The 15236-nt window shown below is 68.2% G+C and carries 11 protein-coding genes and 1 CRISPR repeat array; of the genes, 1 reads left to right on the top strand and 10 read right to left on the bottom strand.

The genetic code is table 11. The features are described 5' to 3' along the window. Positions 1-135 precede the first annotated feature (135 nt). A CRISPR array of direct repeats spans positions 136-4247; the repeat unit is 32 nt; unit sequence GTCGCTCCCTTCGCGGGGGCGTGAATTGAAAC. A 225-nt stretch (positions 4248-4472) separates the two neighbouring features. Continuing rightward, positions 4473-4886: a hypothetical protein gene (locus tag IEW15_RS23190; protein WP_188582509.1), complete on the bottom strand. Its 414-nt coding sequence runs from the start codon at positions 4884-4886 to the stop codon at positions 4473-4475. 144 nt (positions 4887-5030) lie between these two features. Here IEW15_RS23190 and IEW15_RS23185 point away from each other — a divergent pair, with 144 nt between their 5' ends. Further along, positions 5031-5291, top strand: a complete 261-nt coding sequence (locus IEW15_RS23185) for a helix-turn-helix domain-containing protein (RefSeq protein WP_188582507.1) — start codon at positions 5031-5033, stop codon at positions 5289-5291. A gap of 117 nt (positions 5292-5408) precedes the next feature. On the opposite strand, the gene IEW15_RS23180 is transcribed toward IEW15_RS23185, so the two are convergent. The 9 genes from IEW15_RS23180 to IEW15_RS23140 form a co-directional block, all read right to left on the bottom strand. Further along, positions 5409-6386, bottom strand: coding sequence for a lysophospholipid acyltransferase family protein (locus IEW15_RS23180; protein WP_229708582.1), 978 nt, complete (start codon positions 6384-6386; stop codon positions 5409-5411). Further along, positions 6383-7453: a tetraacyldisaccharide 4'-kinase gene (lpxK, locus tag IEW15_RS23175; protein ID WP_188582504.1), complete on the bottom strand. Its 1071-nt coding sequence runs from the start codon at positions 7451-7453 to the stop codon at positions 6383-6385. Before lpxK ends, IEW15_RS23180 begins: the two co-directional genes overlap by 4 nt. Next, positions 7450-8769, bottom strand: a complete 1320-nt coding sequence (locus IEW15_RS23170) for a 3-deoxy-D-manno-octulosonic acid transferase (RefSeq protein WP_188582501.1) — start codon at positions 8767-8769, stop codon at positions 7450-7452. Before IEW15_RS23170 ends, lpxK begins: the two co-directional genes overlap by 4 nt. Beyond that, on the bottom strand, positions 8766-9491 hold the full coding sequence (locus IEW15_RS23165) for a lysophospholipid acyltransferase family protein (RefSeq protein WP_188582499.1): 726 nt from the start codon (positions 9489-9491) through the stop codon (positions 8766-8768). Before IEW15_RS23165 ends, IEW15_RS23170 begins: the two co-directional genes overlap by 4 nt. Before the next feature lie 4 nt (positions 9492-9495). Then, on the bottom strand, positions 9496-11352 hold the full coding sequence (gene msbA, locus IEW15_RS23160) for a lipid A export permease/ATP-binding protein MsbA (protein ID WP_188582497.1): 1857 nt from the start codon (positions 11350-11352) through the stop codon (positions 9496-9498). Between the two features lie 85 nt (positions 11353-11437). After that, positions 11438-12304, bottom strand: a complete 867-nt coding sequence (locus IEW15_RS23155; protein ID WP_188582495.1) for a 3'(2'),5'-bisphosphate nucleotidase CysQ — start codon at positions 12302-12304, stop codon at positions 11438-11440. A gap of 75 nt (positions 12305-12379) precedes the next feature. Beyond that, positions 12380-13729 carry a TldD/PmbA family protein gene (locus IEW15_RS23150; RefSeq protein ID WP_188582493.1) on the bottom strand — a complete coding sequence of 450 codons (1350 nt, stop codon included), beginning with the start codon at positions 13727-13729 and terminating at the stop codon, positions 12380-12382. A gap of 170 nt (positions 13730-13899) precedes the next feature. Beyond that, on the bottom strand, positions 13900-14730 hold the full coding sequence (locus IEW15_RS23145; protein WP_188582491.1) for a metallophosphoesterase family protein: 831 nt from the start codon (positions 14728-14730) through the stop codon (positions 13900-13902). 92 nt (positions 14731-14822) lie between these two features. After that, positions 14823-15002, bottom strand: a complete 180-nt coding sequence (locus IEW15_RS23140; RefSeq protein ID WP_188582489.1) for a hypothetical protein — start codon at positions 15000-15002, stop codon at positions 14823-14825. Positions 15003-15236 lie beyond the last annotated feature (234 nt).

Here is a 15236-nt window from a genome sequence, read left to right as displayed (position 1 = left end):
GTGGAAGCCTGTTGAATCACGACAAACTACCGAGCGCCACAGATTCCGATCACCGCGTTAACCTGAACTCGTTGCCCTGGGTTCGCGGAAACCGCCTTTTTTCAGGTGTGATATCAGGGTATTAGTGGGGGGTGAGTCGCTCCCTTCGCGGGGGCGTGAATTGAAACGGCCGTCGCCGTCTCGACACTGGCGAGTTGCTGGGTCGCTCCCTTCGCGGGGGCGTGAATTGAAACGCGCTCAATCCACGCGCCTGTCGCCGCATCCCAAGTCGCTCCCTTCGCGGGGGCGTGAATTGAAACCCCGTTGGGATAGGCGTCGTCATACACGCCCGACGTCGCTCCCTTCGCGGGGGCGTGAATTGAAACAAATTGCAATGACCGGAATCAATTCCATGGGCGGTCGCTCCCTTCGCGGGGGCGTGAATTGAAACCAGTGTGAGGTTGTGGCGCTGCTCGACATCGCGTCGCTCCCTTCGCGGGGGCGTGAATTGAAACCAATTCAAGAGTTCGGCGAAGACCTACTTTGTCGAGTCGCTCCCTTCGCGGGGGCGTGAATTGAAACTGGATCGCGCCACCCAGACGCGGTTGACCCCGCCAGTCGCTCCCTTCGCGGGGGCGTGAATTGAAACGAGTATCAGTCCGGTCGTGCGGGTCATGTCCCGAGGTCGCTCCCTTCGCGGGGGCGTGAATTGAAACAGGGATTGATTTTGAAGGTCTCTCTGGCAGAAGGTCGCTCCCTTCGCGGGGGCGTGAATTGAAACCAGTGGACCGGTGCCGGGTGGCACGGGATCACTGGTCGCTCCCTTCGCGGGGGCGTGAATTGAAACCCGGACTTGGCTACCTTGATCCGCCAGACGGCGGTCGCTCCCTTCGCGGGGGCGTGAATTGAAACAAGCGTCGTCAAATTGAAGCGGCTCGGCTTGTCCGTCGCTCCCTTCGCGGGGGCGTGAATTGAAACGCTAGACGCGGTCAACCGCGCGGCCAACCTGGGACGTCGCTCCCTTCGCGGGGGCGTGAATTGAAACATGCGTCACCACCCTCTGCACCCTCTGCCGGTTGTCGCTCCCTTCGCGGGGGCGTGAATTGAAACGACCGATGCTCGTCAGCAGCAGGCGCTGAGCAGCGTCGCTCCCTTCGCGGGGGCGTGAATTGAAACGGGCGGCCGCCGCCTCAGTCGCGGTGGTGCCCGGGTCGCTCCCTTCGCGGGGGCGTGAATTGAAACAGACACTCCCCCGCCGCCGCAGGTTGGCCACAGCGGTCGCTCCCTTCGCGGGGGCGTGAATTGAAACTGGCTGAGACGCTTCTGGACCCTGACGAGATCTGGTCGCTCCCTTCGCGGGGGCGTGAATTGAAACGCGGCAGGCGAGCCGGATATCGCACCGGCGGATGGTCGCTCCCTTCGCGGGGGCGTGAATTGAAACACCGCAGCGGCTCCGGCAGAGGGGGGCGAAACTGGTCGCTCCCTTCGCGGGGGCGTGAATTGAAACGGCGACCTCCCGGGGGTCAGCCGCCTCGGCAAACGTCGCTCCCTTCGCGGGGGCGTGAATTGAAACGCGCCACCCCCGGCGCTTCACGGTTTCGACATCGTCGCTCCCTTCGCGGGGGCGTGAATTGAAACCGGATGGTCCGGCCATCTGGCCCACCCACCCAATGTCGCTCCCTTCGCGGGGGCGTGAATTGAAACATCGACACCTGCGCGATGTGGTCTCGGGCCTACGGTCGCTCCCTTCGCGGGGGCGTGAATTGAAACGGCGCCGAGGTGCTGGATCCGGTCTCGAACCGTCGTCGCTCCCTTCGCGGGGGCGTGAATTGAAACGACGTGGCGCTCGCCGCGGCTGGCGACGCCGGCAGTCGCTCCCTTCGCGGGGGCGTGAATTGAAACCATCGCCTTCAGGGCCTCGATCACGGTCGAGGCCGTCGCTCCCTTCGCGGGGGCGTGAATTGAAACTTGAGGCGCAGCCTCAAGTCGTCAGCTATGGGCGTCGCTCCCTTCGCGGGGGCGTGAATTGAAACCGTGTACATCCGCACCACTCAGGGGTGGGACTATTGTCGCTCCCTTCGCGGGGGCGTGAATTGAAACAGGCCATCGAAGCCAACGAGGTCGTTGGCATCGAGTCGCTCCCTTCGCGGGGGCGTGAATTGAAACAAGAAGCAGACGGCAACAGATGGCACGCCCTGGGGTCGCTCCCTTCGCGGGGGCGTGAATTGAAACAGATCTGCCGCCGACGGCCCCGTCCGAGCGCTTGGTCGCTCCCTTCGCGGGGGCGTGAATTGAAACGCCGCCCGGCATGCCTGTTCGGTCGGTGCTGCAGTCGCTCCCTTCGCGGGGGCGTGAATTGAAACGATTTCGAAGACGGAAATGGTCCTGTACCGGCAGGTCGCTCCCTTCGCGGGGGCGTGAATTGAAACACGCGGCACGGCCGGCTCAACGGGCGCCTCGGGCGTCGCTCCCTTCGCGGGGGCGTGAATTGAAACCCGGAGCTTTCGGACTTGATTCGGGTGACGGCGGGTCGCTCCCTTCGCGGGGGCGTGAATTGAAACTTCTCCTCCCGCGTCGCGAACATGCGTTCTCTGGTCGCTCCCTTCGCGGGGGCGTGAATTGAAACCCCCGGGTCTCACCGAGGGACCGGCCAAGCAGGGTCGCTCCCTTCGCGGGGGCGTGAATTGAAACACCACCGACGAATGCGGGACAGTTCGGGGCGCGATGTCGCTCCCTTCGCGGGGGCGTGAATTGAAACTGATGTCGCGCCTTGGGTGCCCGGTTTCCTCGCCGGTCGCTCCCTTCGCGGGGGCGTGAATTGAAACGGCGCGCTTTCACCACCGACGAATGCGGGACAGGTCGCTCCCTTCGCGGGGGCGTGAATTGAAACCGAAATGCAGGCGCTTGAGGCAACGAATGTCTCGGGTCGCTCCCTTCGCGGGGGCGTGAATTGAAACGGTGCCGGTCGCGGACTGCCACGGCGCCGGGGGCGTCGCTCCCTTCGCGGGGGCGTGAATTGAAACTGGCCCCGCCGGCCGCGCACCACCGACAGCACGCGTCGCTCCCTTCGCGGGGGCGTGAATTGAAACCCAGGCGATCATTGCCGCCTCACAGGCGGCCAGACGTCGCTCCCTTCGCGGGGGCGTGAATTGAAACCACGGCCTGATTGGCGGCGCCAGTGCGGGCTTGGTCGCTCCCTTCGCGGGGGCGTGAATTGAAACCTCGGGATTAATCAGGCCCGCAGGGCCTGCAAACGTCGCTCCCTTCGCGGGGGCGTGAATTGAAACCTTGCGCGCTCAATGTCCGGTGTTGACGCGCAAGTCGCTCCCTTCGCGGGGGCGTGAATTGAAACCCTGCTTATCGGGCTTTGCGGCGCCGGATGCAGGGTCGCTCCCTTCGCGGGGGCGTGAATTGAAACGGTGGTGTGCTGGGCGGCGGATTGCATGCCGGCGGTCGCTCCCTTCGCGGGGGCGTGAATTGAAACCGCATCCATAAGTCGAGGTGGCGTCTGTCCCATGTCGCTCCCTTCGCGGGGGCGTGAATTGAAACACGCGCGGCCGATCCCCGGCCGATCGTGGCAAGTCGCTCCCTTCGCGGGGGCGTGAATTGAAACAGGGAAAAAGCCGAACAAGGAGACGGTAAATGAAAGTCGCTCCCTTCGCGGGGGCGTGAATTGAAACGCCGTCTGATGGAGGTCTAATCATGAGCTACAACGGTCGCTCCCTTCGCGGGGGCGTGAATTGAAACATCTCGATCCGGTTTGCCGGGTCCATTGGCCGTCGCTCCCTTCGCGGGGGCGTGAATTGAAACATCAAGGGCGGCCGTCGGCAGGCCGTCCGCCGAGTCGCTCCCTTCGCGGGGGCGTGAATTGAAACCTGGCGACCTGCGCCCGCCCTCGCCCCTACGTTGTCGCTCCCTTCGCGGGGGCGTGAATTGAAACTTGGTCATTGTCCGGTCCTCAATTGAGCCGGACGGTCGCTCCCTTCGCGGGGGCGTGAATTGAAACCTCATTCACATCCGTCGTGTAGAGGGTGATGGGGTCGCTCCCTTCGCGGGGGCGTGAATTGAAACCATCGGTCTCGCTTTCAGTTGTTATGCATATGCACGTCGCTCCCTTCGCGGGGGCGTGAATTGAAACAGTGACCATCCACACCGGCGCCGTGGTGGCGCCGTCGCTCCCTTCGCGGGGGCGTGAATTGAAACTGGAGCGCTGTGTTCAACGGATTAGGCTGTCGGGTCGCTCCCTTCGCGGGGGCGTGAATTGAAACGTCTGCCACGTCTTCCGCAAGCGCAGTGCCGGACGTCGCTCCCTTCGCGGGGCGTGAATTGAAACGCTGTTACGGAGACACTGTTTGGCTTCCGGTAGTTGTCGCTCCCTTCGTGGGAGCGTGAATTGTAACCGGCCGAGGTTCTCCATCACCTCTTCGATGCGCGGCGGCTTCCGTCGCGGCGAAGCGACTTGCGCCGGAAACAGACCCGGACCGGCTCCCGCCTCACCGACACCCAGCCAGCCGGCTCGTGGTGAGATAACGGGTCAGGTGGCGCGCGCCATCGGCCGCTTGGGTGAGGTGGCGGCTTCGGTCGGCGGGGGGCGTGTCGGGGTCGTTGGCGATCGCGATTGAGAGACCCACGGCGTAGGCCTGGAAGGCGGCGCCGGCTGCGGAGCGCGGTGTGCGGGCAAGTGCCTGCGCAACGACTGCGTTGCGCAGCACATCCAGCGCCAGGGACAGATCGGCGTCGGGTGCGTCGGCAGCCCAGGTCGCCATGATCTGATCGTCCAGGATTGCCCAATCGGCCGCGAGGGATGACACCGGGCAAGGGGCATCCGATGCCGGGATTGCGGCGTTGCGGGCCGACGTGGCACTGCCGGGTGCCTTACCGGCGGCAATGACATCGGAATCGATCATCGGCGGAACCTCGCGATCACGCGGTGGCATGATGGCCGGAGCGGCTTGCGTCGTGGCGGACGCTGGTCCGCTCTTTTATGAGAGTATTTAGAGACGTGACTATAGTCCGTGGTTTTATCGTCCGCAAGGCCGGTAGCTTCGGGCATGACCGCCGCCGAACGGGTTGCCCGCAATATCCGCCGCTACCGTGTCCGCCAAGGGCTCTCGCAAGAGGCTTTGGCGGTCGACGCGGCTATTGACCGCACCTATGTCAGCCGGCTGGAGCGGCAGGCGGAGAATCCGACAGTCGCGGTCCTCGATCGCCTCGCCCGCGCACTGGGCTGCGATATTCGCGACCTGTTCGACGATCCCGGCCCTGATGACGTGCCGACGCTGCCCAACGGTCGCAAAAAGACGACACGCTGACGACAACCGTCATCCCCCCAAAACCCAGGGGGCCCACGGGGGCCTTCGGCCCCCGTGCCTCTTCCCGCTTCGTCCCGCGTCCTGCCCCCCGCCCGCGTCCTCCGTCGCCGGCCCGGATCAGTCCGGCCAGCGTTTATGGACCCAGAACCACAGATCGGGGCGGGCGCGGATCCAGTTTTCCAGGCGGGTGTTGACCAGCCGGGCCAGGCGGTCGGCGGTCTGGTCGGGGGTTTCGCCGGGCAGGGGGGTTGGTTCGATGGGGGGGTCGATGATCACGCGGAAGCGGGGGCCGTGCAGGCGTTCGACGCGGGCGGTGACCAGTGGCGCGTTGAAGCGGACGGCGAATTCGGTGTGGGCGGTGGTCGACATGGCGTCGCGGCCGAAGAACGGCAGGGCGGTGCCGGTGTTGAGTTTCTGGTCGATCAGCAGCGCCAGATGGCCGCCGGCCTTGAGGCGCTTGATGATCTCGCGGGCGGTGCGGGCACCTTTGGGCAGGAAATCGGTGGCGCCGCCGGCGCGGTGGCGCGAGGCCTGGATGAGTTGTTCGACGGCGGTGTCGTTGGCGGCGCGATAGACCTGGGTGAGTTCGATACCCTGTTGCGTGGCGACCAGAGAGGCCAGTTCCCAGTTGCCGAAATGGCCAGAGACGAAGATGCCGGGGCGGTTGTCGTCGCGGACGGTGAACACATGCTCGCCGCCGATCACCTCCACCCGGTCGGGGTCGGCGCCGGTGCAGTCGAAGCGGTCGAGATGCACCACTTCAAAGGCGGTGCGGCCCAGATTGTCCCACATGCCGCGCAGGATGGCCTCGATTGCCGGTGCGTCGAGATCGGGGAAGGCGCGGGCGATGTTGCGGCGGGCGATGCGGCTGACCTTGATCCGCGGCCCGATGGTGCGGGCGAGCCAGGCGCCGGTGGCCGAGGCCCGTTCCAGGCCGATCATGCGGGCGAAGCCGAAGGCCGCGCGCGCGCCCAGGCTTTCCAGCCAGCGGCGCGGGGTCATCGGCGGGGTCTCATAGGCCGGCGTGGTGGTCGCAGGGCTGTTGGTCGCGCCGGGGCTGCCGGTTGCGGTGGGTTTGTGGTCGGAAGCGGTCATCTGCGGCGTCCGTGGCCATCCTCGCGCCCGGCATGGCCATCGAGCACCGAGGGCCGGCCGGGGGCCGGGTCGGGGCGGGGGCTGCGCGGGTCGATGCGGTCGAGCAGACGGTCGAGCGGGTCGGCATCCAGCCATTCCAGGCTGATGGTCAGGTAGTCGACCAGATCGCGGGCTTCGGGGGGCAGGCGCACCAGATCCTTTTCGGTGGTGACGAGCACGGCATCCATGCGATGCGCCACTTCCACCAGCCGGGCGATTTCATCGGGGGCATAGGGGTGGTGGTCGGGAAAGGACCAACTGCCGGCGATGCGGCAGCCGATGGCGCGCAGCGTGTCGAAGAACTTCTCAGGCCGGCCGATGCCGGCGAAGGCCACGACCTTGCGGTTGCGCAGCCGGCGGGTTTCGGGGCCGGGCACGGTGACGGCGCGCAGCACCGGCCGGTCGAAGGGCAGGCGGGCGGCGACATCGACGCTGTCTTCGCCCACCACCACCACGCCATCGGCGCGCGCCAGCCCCTGGGCCAGCGGTTCGCGCAAGGGGCCTGCCGGCATCACCCGGCCATTGCCGAAGCCATAGCCGCCATCGACCACGATCAGCGACAGATCCTTGATGATCGCGGGGTTCTGGAAGCCATCATCCAGAATGACGATATCGGCGCCGGCGGCGGCGGCGGCGCGCGCGCCGGCCACCCGGTCGCGCGCCACCCAGGTCGGCAGGCGGCGGGCGATCAGCAGCGCCTCGTCGCCGACCTGATCGGCGCGGTGGGCGATGGGGTCGACCAGGGTGGGGCCGCGAACGCTGCCGCCATAGCCGCGCAGCACCACATGCGGCCGGCGGCCGCGGGCGCGCAGCCGGTCGGCGATGGCCAGGGCGGTGGGGGTCTTGCCGGCGCCGCCGGCGGTGAGGTTGCCCACGCACAGCACCGGCACCCCGGCATTGGCCGGGCGCACCGCCAGCCGGCGGATGCTGCCCGCCAGACGGAAGATCAGGGTCAGCGGCGCCAGCGCCGCGATCAACAGGCGGTCGAGCGTGGTTGGGTCGCGTCCCCAGAATTCCGGTGCCTTCACGAGACCTCTCCTGATGCCGCGGGGGCGGCTGTGGCCGGATCGACCAGCGGCAGAACCGCCGCCACGATCCGGGCAAGCCCGGCGGAGCCTTCGGCGGCGACGCTGCCCGCTGCCGCGGCCAGATCGTTGCGTGCCGCCGGATCGGCCAGCAGGCGGGCCACCGCATCGGCCAACCCGGCCGCATCGGCCACCACCAGCATGGCGCCGGCGGTCCGGAAGCGGGCGGCGAGGCTGGCGAAATTGCCCAGATGCGGGCCGGTCAGGATGGCAGCGCCCAGCCGCGCCGGTTCCAGCAGGTTATGCCCGCCCACCGGCACAAGCGAGCCTCCTATAAACGTGATGGCGATTGCGCGGAAAAAAACCCCCAACTCGCCCAATGTATCGGCGAGATACAGATCGGTCGCGGCATCGGGCAGCGCGCTGGTGGCGCGGCGGGTGACGGTGAAGCCGGCGGCCTCGGCCTCGGCGGCGATGGCGGCGCCCCGCTCGGGATGGCGGGGCACGATCACGGTCAGCAGATCGGGATAGGCGGCGCGCAGGCGAAGGGCTGCGGCCAGAACCAGCGCTTCCTCGCCCGGATGGGTGCTGGCGGCCAGCCAGACCGGCCGGCCGGCGATGGCGGCCACCAGCGCGTCCAGCACCACCGGATCGGCCGGCAGCGGCTCGGCCGCGTCCTTCAGATTGCCGGGGGCCGCGACCGGGCGGCCCAGCACGGCCTGAAACCGGGCGGCGCTGTCGTCATCCTGGGCCAGCAGCGGCCGGAAGCCGCCGATCAGCCGCCGGGCCAGCCCCGGCATCGCCACCCAGCGCCGGGCAGAGGTCGCCGACATCCGGGCATTGACCAGGGCGCGGGGGATCTGGCGCCGGTCCAGCCCGTCGAGCAGGTTGGGCCAGATCTCGCTTTCCACGAACAGGGCGGCATCGGGGCGCCAGTGGGTCAGGAACCGGTCGACCGCCTGGGGGGTGTCGACGGGCGCGAACTGGTGCAGCGCGCCGGGGCCCAGCCGGTCGGCCATCAGCCGGGCCGATGTGACGGTGCCGGTGGTGACCAGGAAGTGGACGGCCGGGCTTGACATGGCGGCGCGCAGGCGGTCGATCAGCGGCAGCAGCGACAGGCTTTCGCCGACGCTGGCGCCATGCAGCCAGATCAGCCGGCCATCGGGCCGGGGCAGGCCGGCATGGCCCAGCCGTTCCGGCCAGCGGCTGTCATGCTCGCGGCCCTGGCGGCGGCGGCGGTCCAGATGCCGGGCGACCAGCGGCGCGCCGATCCGGGCGATGCCGCGATAGACGCCCAGGGCGATGCCGGCCCCGGTCATGGCGCGGCATCCTGCGCGGATGGCGGCGGTGGCAGGGGCAGCGGCTCATGCCCGGTCAGGCGGTCGGCCTCGGCGGTGATCCGGTTCAATTCATCCTCGATCGCCTGACGGGCGTGGTCGAGTGCCGCGGCATCGGCATCGCGGGCGACATGGATGGGCTCGCCCCAGATGAACACGCCGCGGCTGAACGGCATCGGCACCATGAACCGGTCCCAGGTGCCCAGCAGGCGCCTGCGGCGCAGGCCCACCGCCGCCGGGATCACCGGCACGCCCGCCAATTTGGCGATGCTGGCGATGCCGCCGCTGGCGCGCTGGCGGGGGCCGCGCGGCCCGTCGGGGGTGACGCCGGCATATTGGCCGGCGCGGATCGCCTTGACCATCTGGCGCAGGGCCGCGGCACCGCCCTTCGACGATGATCCGGCGATCGATCCCAGGCCGAAATGGGCGATGGTGTCGGCGATCAGCCGGCCGTCGCGATGCTGGCTGATCAGCATGTTCATCGGCACCCCCGCCCGCCAGACATAGGGCATCATCAGCAGCCGGCCATGCCAGAAGGCCAGAATGAACGGCTGGCCATTGTCCCAATGGGCATTGGCGGGGCCGGCGCCGATCACCTGAAAGCGGCCGGTGGCATGGGCCAGCCGGATATAGGCGGCGGCCAGCCGGCAGGCGAGGCGCTGCGCGGTTTCGCTTTTCAGCCAGCGTTTGATCAGCCCGGCCATCGGGTCAGCGGCCCGGCGCTGGGGGTGAGGCGGTGGAGCTGTCGGCGGCCGCTGGTTCGGCGGCGTCGCCATGATCGGCGAATTGCAGCGCGTGCAGCCGGGCATAGGCGCCGCCGGCGGCGATCAGCTCGCTGTGGCTGCCCTGTTCGATCACCCGGCCGCGATCCATCACGCAGATCAGATCGGCATCGATGATCGTCGACAGCCGGTGGGCGACGACCAGCACGGTGCGGCCGGCCATCAGCCGGGCCAGCGCGTCCTGCACCGCGCGTTCGCTTTCGGTATCCAGCGCCGATGTCGCTTCGTCGAGCAGCAGGATCGGGGCGTTCTTCAGCATGGCACGGGCGATGGAAATCCGCTGCCGCTGGCCACCCGACAGGTTGGATCCATGCTCGCCGACCAGGGTGTCATAGCCCTGCGGCAGCCGGGTGATGAAGTCATGGGCGGCGGCATCGCGGGCGGCGGCCTCGACCTCGGCATCGCTGGCATCGGTGCGGCCATAGCGGATATTGGCGGCGACCGTGTCGTTGAACAGCGTCACCTCCTGCGAGACCAGGGCGATGGCGGCGCGCAGCGACGACAGGGTGACGGCGCGGATATCGGCGCCGTCGATGGTCAGCCGGCCGCCATCCAGGTCGTAGAAGCGCGGGATCAGGTTGATGACGGTGGATTTTCCGGCGCCGGAGGCGCCCACCAGCGCCACCCGCCGGCCGGCCGGCACGTCGAGCGTCAGGCCGTCGAGTGCCGGCGCGCCCTCGCCATAGGTGAAGCGGGCATCCTCGAACCGGATGGCACCGCGCACCGGGCCGCCGGTCAACTCGGTCAGCGGCCGGGCGCCGGGGGCGTCGGTGATGCGCACCGGCATGTCGATCAGCTCGAACACCCGGTGGGCGGCGGCCAGCCCCTCTTGAAGATTGGCGTTCAGATTGGCGAGCGTCTTGGCCGGGCGATAGGCCATCAGCAGGGCGGTGACGAACGAGAAGAAGGCGCCGGGCGTGGTTTCGCCCGCCACCACCTGCGCGCCGCCATAGAAGATCACCAGCCCCACGGCGACACCGCCCAGGGTTTCCATGATCGGCGAGGCGGCGGCACGGATGCGCTCGGCCTTGCCGGTCAGGCGATAGATCTCCTCGACCGTGCGGCCCATGCGGCGGCCTTCATAGGCCTCCATGCCATAGGCCTTGACGTGGCGGGCGCCCAGGAAGGTTTCCTCAAGGATGCCGGTCAGCCGCCCCACCTGATCCTGCGCGCGATCCGACACCTTGCGCATCCGCCGGCCCAGCCTGGAGATGGGCAGAATGGCGATCGGGAACACCACGAAGGCGATGATCGCCAGCAGCCAGTCCTGCCAGAACATCAGCCCGACCAGGAAGATCACGGTCAGGCTTTCCTTGGCCAGACTGGTCATGGCGGCGGCGGCGGATTTGCGCACCAGTTGCACGTCATGGGTGAAGCGCGCGATCAGCCGCCCGGCGCCGGTCTGGTGGAAGAAGGCGAGGTCGGCGCTCATCAGTCGGCTGTACATCCGGTGCTGAAGATCGGCGACCACGCGCGTGCCCAGGCGCTCCATCAGCACCCGCTCGACATAGGTGGCGAAGCCGTTGATCGCGGCCAGCGCCAGCACGGCGGCCGGCACCAGCAGCAGCATGGTTTCGTCGCGCTTCAGGAACACGTCATCCAGCACCGGCTGCATCAGCCAGGCATTGGCGGCGGTGGCGGCGGCGGTGACCACCATCGCCACCACCGCCAGTGCGATCCGCCGCCAATAGGGCTTCAGATGCTCCCGCGACAGGCGCGCGACCAGCGCCTTGCTGGTGGGGGCACCGGCGGGCAGGGGCGATGACTTCCGGCGACGCGACATGGGGTGCGGTGGGTTCCGTTGAAGGCGGTGATGCGGCGGATGCAGGTTCAAGGCCAGTGCAGGTTCAAGGCCAGACGGCCGATCCTCAATCCAGCGGTTCTACGCCAGCCACGGCGACGGTGCCAGCCGGATCGCTGCCAAGCCGTATCATCAGCGCCGCATGCAGGGCGGGGTTGGCGGCGATCAGCGACGGGTGCTCGGTGCTGTCGGGTCGGGCATAGACCAGATCGCGGCCCAGGGCATCGGTCATCCGGCCGCCGGCCTCGGCGATCATCAGATCGGCGGCGGCGATGTCCCAGTCGTTCTTGGGGCGCAGCGACACCGCCGCGTCGAAACGCCCGGCCGCGACCAGCGCCAGCTTATAGGCGATCGAGCCCAGCGCGATGACGGCGCTGCCGTCCAGCCCCGGCCCCCAGCGCTTTTCCTGCAATTCCCGGCGCGAGACCAGCAGCCGTGCCGCCATCGGGTCGGCCTCCGACGCCACCCGGCAGGCGGCGCCGTTCATCCGGAAGCCGGTGCCGGCGGCGGCCTCGAAGAACTCGCCCGTGGCCGGGTTGAACACCTGCGCCAGCACCGGCCGGCCGGCTTCGACCAGCGCCACCGAGATGGTGAATTCCGGCCGGCCGTCCAGAAAGGCGCGGGTGCCGTCGATCGGGTCGACCACCCACACCCGCGGCCGGGCGCGTTCCGACAGATGGGCGACGCTTTCCTCCGACAGCCAGCCATAGCCGGGGCGGGCGTGCAGCAGGTGGTCGCGCAGCACGGTGTCGACCGCGATGTCGACCTCGCTGACCGGGTTGTCGCCGCCCTTGTCCCAGTTGACCGGCGATTTGCAGAACGCTTCCATGGCGATACGGCCGCCGGTGCGCAGGGCGCGCTCCAGCAGCATGCGGTCGTCCAGCAGATCGGGGCTCAGGCTGCCTTCCGGCAGGGCGTGCAGGCTGTCGGTCATGAAGCGGGCTGTCTCCCTCCGGCGGTTGGTCTGCCCGGGTTATGCATTGGTGTTCGGGTCATGCATCGGTGTGGCTCAGGCGCCGGCGACGGTCAACCCCTCCACCGCCAGCGACGGCGCATCGGTGCCGCTGCGGAATTCCAGGTCCGATGCCGGGCGGATCGACATCAGCATATCCTGAAACCGGCCGGCGACGGTGATCTCGTTGACCGGATAGGCGATCTCGCCATTCTCGATCCAGAAGCCGGCGACACCCTGGCTGAAATCGCCGGTGACGATATTGACGCCCGATCCCATCAGTTCGTCGACCAGCAGCCCGGTGCCGATCTCGCGGATCAGGTCGGCGCGGCTGATCTCGCCCGGTGCCAGATACAGATTGCTCGATGCCGGGCTTGGCGCCGATCCGGCCCCGCGTGCGGCATGGCCGGTGGTCTTCAGGCCAAGCTGGCGGGCGGAGCGGCAATCGAGCAGCCAGCTTTTCAGCACGCCGCCCTCGACCACGGTCAGCGTGCCGCCGGCGATGCCCTCGCCGTCGAAGGGGTGAGAGGCGGGGGCGCGGTGGCGGAACGGGTCGTCGATGATGGTGAAGGCGTCGCTGGCGATCTTCTCGCCCATGCGGTCCTTCAGGAAGCTGGTGCCGCGCGCGACCGCGGCGCCGTTGACCGCCGAGGCGATGGCGCTGACCATCACCCGCGACACCCGGCGGTCGAAGATCACCGGCACCCGCGCGGTTTTGGGCCGGCGCGGCGACATGCGCTCAACCGTGCGCTCGCCGGCGGTGCGGCCGACGGTGGCGATGTCGTCGAGATCTTCGACGAAGCGCTTCGAGGTGTAGTCATGGCCGCGCACCATGTTCAGCCCCTCGCCCGCGATGGTGCTGGCGCCGACGGTGAAGCGGCTGGTGCGATAGGCGCCGCGGAAACCGTTCGAGGCGGCGAGGGCGATCATCATATGGGATTGCGAGGCGCTGGCGCCCTCGGAATTGGTCACCCCCGGCACGGCACGGGCGGCCTCCTCGCAGGTCTCGGCCCAGCCCAGAAGCTGTTCGGCGGTGAACTCGGTGGGGTCATAGATGTCCAGCGCCGGGATGTCGCGGGCGATCTGGTCGGGGTCGGCCAGGCCGGCGAACCGGTCTTCGGGCACGGCATTGGCCATGGCGACGGCGCGTTCGGCCAGGGCATCCAGGCTTTCGGGCCGCAGATCGGCGGTGGAGACGATCGCCTGCCGGCGCCCGACCAGCACCCGCAGGCCCAGATCGCCGCCATCCGACCGGGTCAGTTCCTCGATCTTGCCCAGCCGGCGCTGCACCGACAGGGCCTTGCCGTCGATCCTGAGCGCATCGGCGCTGTCGGCACCGGCGCGTTTGGCGCGGGCGATCAGGTCGTCGAGCAGGTCGAGTGCGTTTCCAAGTTCGGTATCGGCCATCTGGTCCTCGCGGGTGGTGCGGCACGGGTCGGCGCCGCCGGATCGGGCGGCCGGGGCGGAGCCTGCCCCGATGCCGCCCGCCCCGACGCCGTAAGCCCTGGATATGGGGCGACGTGCCGCCGAACACCAGCGCCGGAGGCCTGATGATCGACCGGATGTCGGATGATCCGTCAGCGATGCGGCGGATAGACCTCGTGGGCGACGTCGTCGATCACGAAGGTATCGAGCCCTTCGGGTGTGAGCAACCGGCTCTCGACCGAACCGTCATCGCCCAGGATGTGCAGGGTGGCGCCCAGGCGCTTTTCACCGGGCAGGTCGGCGGGGGCCAGCTTGTCGACGATGAAGCCCGATGAGGCGCCGAAGGCATAGACGGTGTCGTCGCGGCGGATGATCCGGGCGGTGTGCAGATGGCCGCTGGCCACCAGCCGGATGGTGCCGGCGCGGATCGCCGCCAGATAGGGCGCGCGGGCGGCGCCGGGCACCGTCCAGTAGCCGCGATCCTCTTCGTCCGGGTCGTTCAGGAACAGTGGCTTGTGCAGGAACAGCGCCACCGGCCGCGCCTCGGCCAGGGCACGCGCCAGCACGGTCTCGACCCAGGCGGCCTGTTCGGCCTCGCGCGCATGGCCCGATCCCATCAGCATGGCGTCCACGCCCAGCAACAGCCAGCGGCCGGCCTCGCGCAGCCAGCGATCGGGGCCGAAATGGGCGTCCCAGCGCGCCAGCCGTTCGTCATTCACCGCCTGGTGATGGTCGGGGTTTTCGCTGCCGACATCATGATTGCCGGGCACCGCCAGCCAGTCCAGCCCCAGCCCGTCCATCAGCGCGCGGCAATGGGCCATGTCCTCGGCCATATCGGCGCCATCGACGGTGACATCGCCGGTATGCACCACCAGATCGGGTCGCAGCACCCGGGCCAAGGCCGCGACCGGCGCCCAGTTGGATGCGAAATGCGCCTTTGCCGGGCTGATATGGGTGTCGGTGATCTGAAGAACACGAAGCATGGGGGGCCATCGTTACCGGTTGCGGAAGCGATCAGCCTATCATGCGGCGATTGCAGCTTGGCGACGGGGTGAGGCGGGAGGCCGTGGCGGGGTCAGCGATGGGCCGCGCGCTTGCCGGCCTCGTCCTTCAGAACCTGACCGGTCATGCTTTCAAGCCGGCTCGCGAGGTGGCTGTAGGTCTCGCTCTCGGGAACAGCGGCCAAGAAGTTCCGCATGTCATCCACCAGGGAGGGCTCGGCGGTCGTGTTACGGACTTCATAGATGTTCTTCATCGTTTTCCGCTTTGGGTTGCGTCGATGGAAGGTCGACCTTCGGCCTTAATTTAGAGCGGGTGACACCTTTGTTCAACGGCTTCCTGCGGCTCCGGCCGGAGCCCGTCTGCGGCCGCACCGGGGCTTTACCCATTTCATCGGTTGTCGAACCTCTAGCATTACAGTTGCGTATTTCTCCTGATGTGAGCGAGCTTTGCTTGGGCCTGATGGGTGCGTCGCCAGATTGACCAAGCG

The sequence above is a fragment of the Tistrella bauzanensis genome (assembly GCF_014636235.1).
Classification (GTDB): Bacteria; Pseudomonadota; Alphaproteobacteria; order Tistrellales; family Tistrellaceae; genus Tistrella; species Tistrella bauzanensis.
Note: the sequence above shows the minus strand (reverse complement) of the source record. Positions and strands in the feature narration are given on the sequence as shown.

Bases quoted from the DNA above. Each gene is read 5' to 3' on its own strand.
- IEW15_RS23145 (WP_188582491.1), bottom strand. From the start codon at position 14,730: ATGCTTCGTGTTCTTCAGATCACCGACACCCATATCAGCCCGGCAAAG.
- IEW15_RS23180 (WP_229708582.1), bottom strand. From the start codon at position 6,386: ATGACCGCTTCCGACCACAAACCCACCGCAACCGGCAGCCCCGGCGCG.
- IEW15_RS23170 (WP_188582501.1), bottom strand. From the start codon at position 8,769: ATGACCGGGGCCGGCATCGCCCTGGGCGTCTATCGCGGCATCGCCCGG.
- IEW15_RS23190 (WP_188582509.1), bottom strand. From the start codon at position 4,886: ATGATCGATTCCGATGTCATTGCCGCCGGTAAGGCACCCGGCAGTGCC.
- IEW15_RS23150 (WP_188582493.1), bottom strand. From the start codon at position 13,729: ATGGCCGATACCGAACTTGGAAACGCACTCGACCTGCTCGACGACCTG.
- IEW15_RS23165 (WP_188582499.1), bottom strand. From the start codon at position 9,491: ATGGCCGGGCTGATCAAACGCTGGCTGAAAAGCGAAACCGCGCAGCGC.
- IEW15_RS23185 (WP_188582507.1), top strand. From the start codon at position 5,031: ATGACCGCCGCCGAACGGGTTGCCCGCAATATCCGCCGCTACCGTGTC.
- IEW15_RS23140 (WP_188582489.1), bottom strand. From the start codon at position 15,002: ATGAAGAACATCTATGAAGTCCGTAACACGACCGCCGAGCCCTCCCTG.
- IEW15_RS23155 (WP_188582495.1), bottom strand. From the start codon at position 12,304: ATGACCGACAGCCTGCACGCCCTGCCGGAAGGCAGCCTGAGCCCCGAT.
- msbA (WP_188582497.1), bottom strand. From the start codon at position 11,352: ATGTCGCGTCGCCGGAAGTCATCGCCCCTGCCCGCCGGTGCCCCCACC.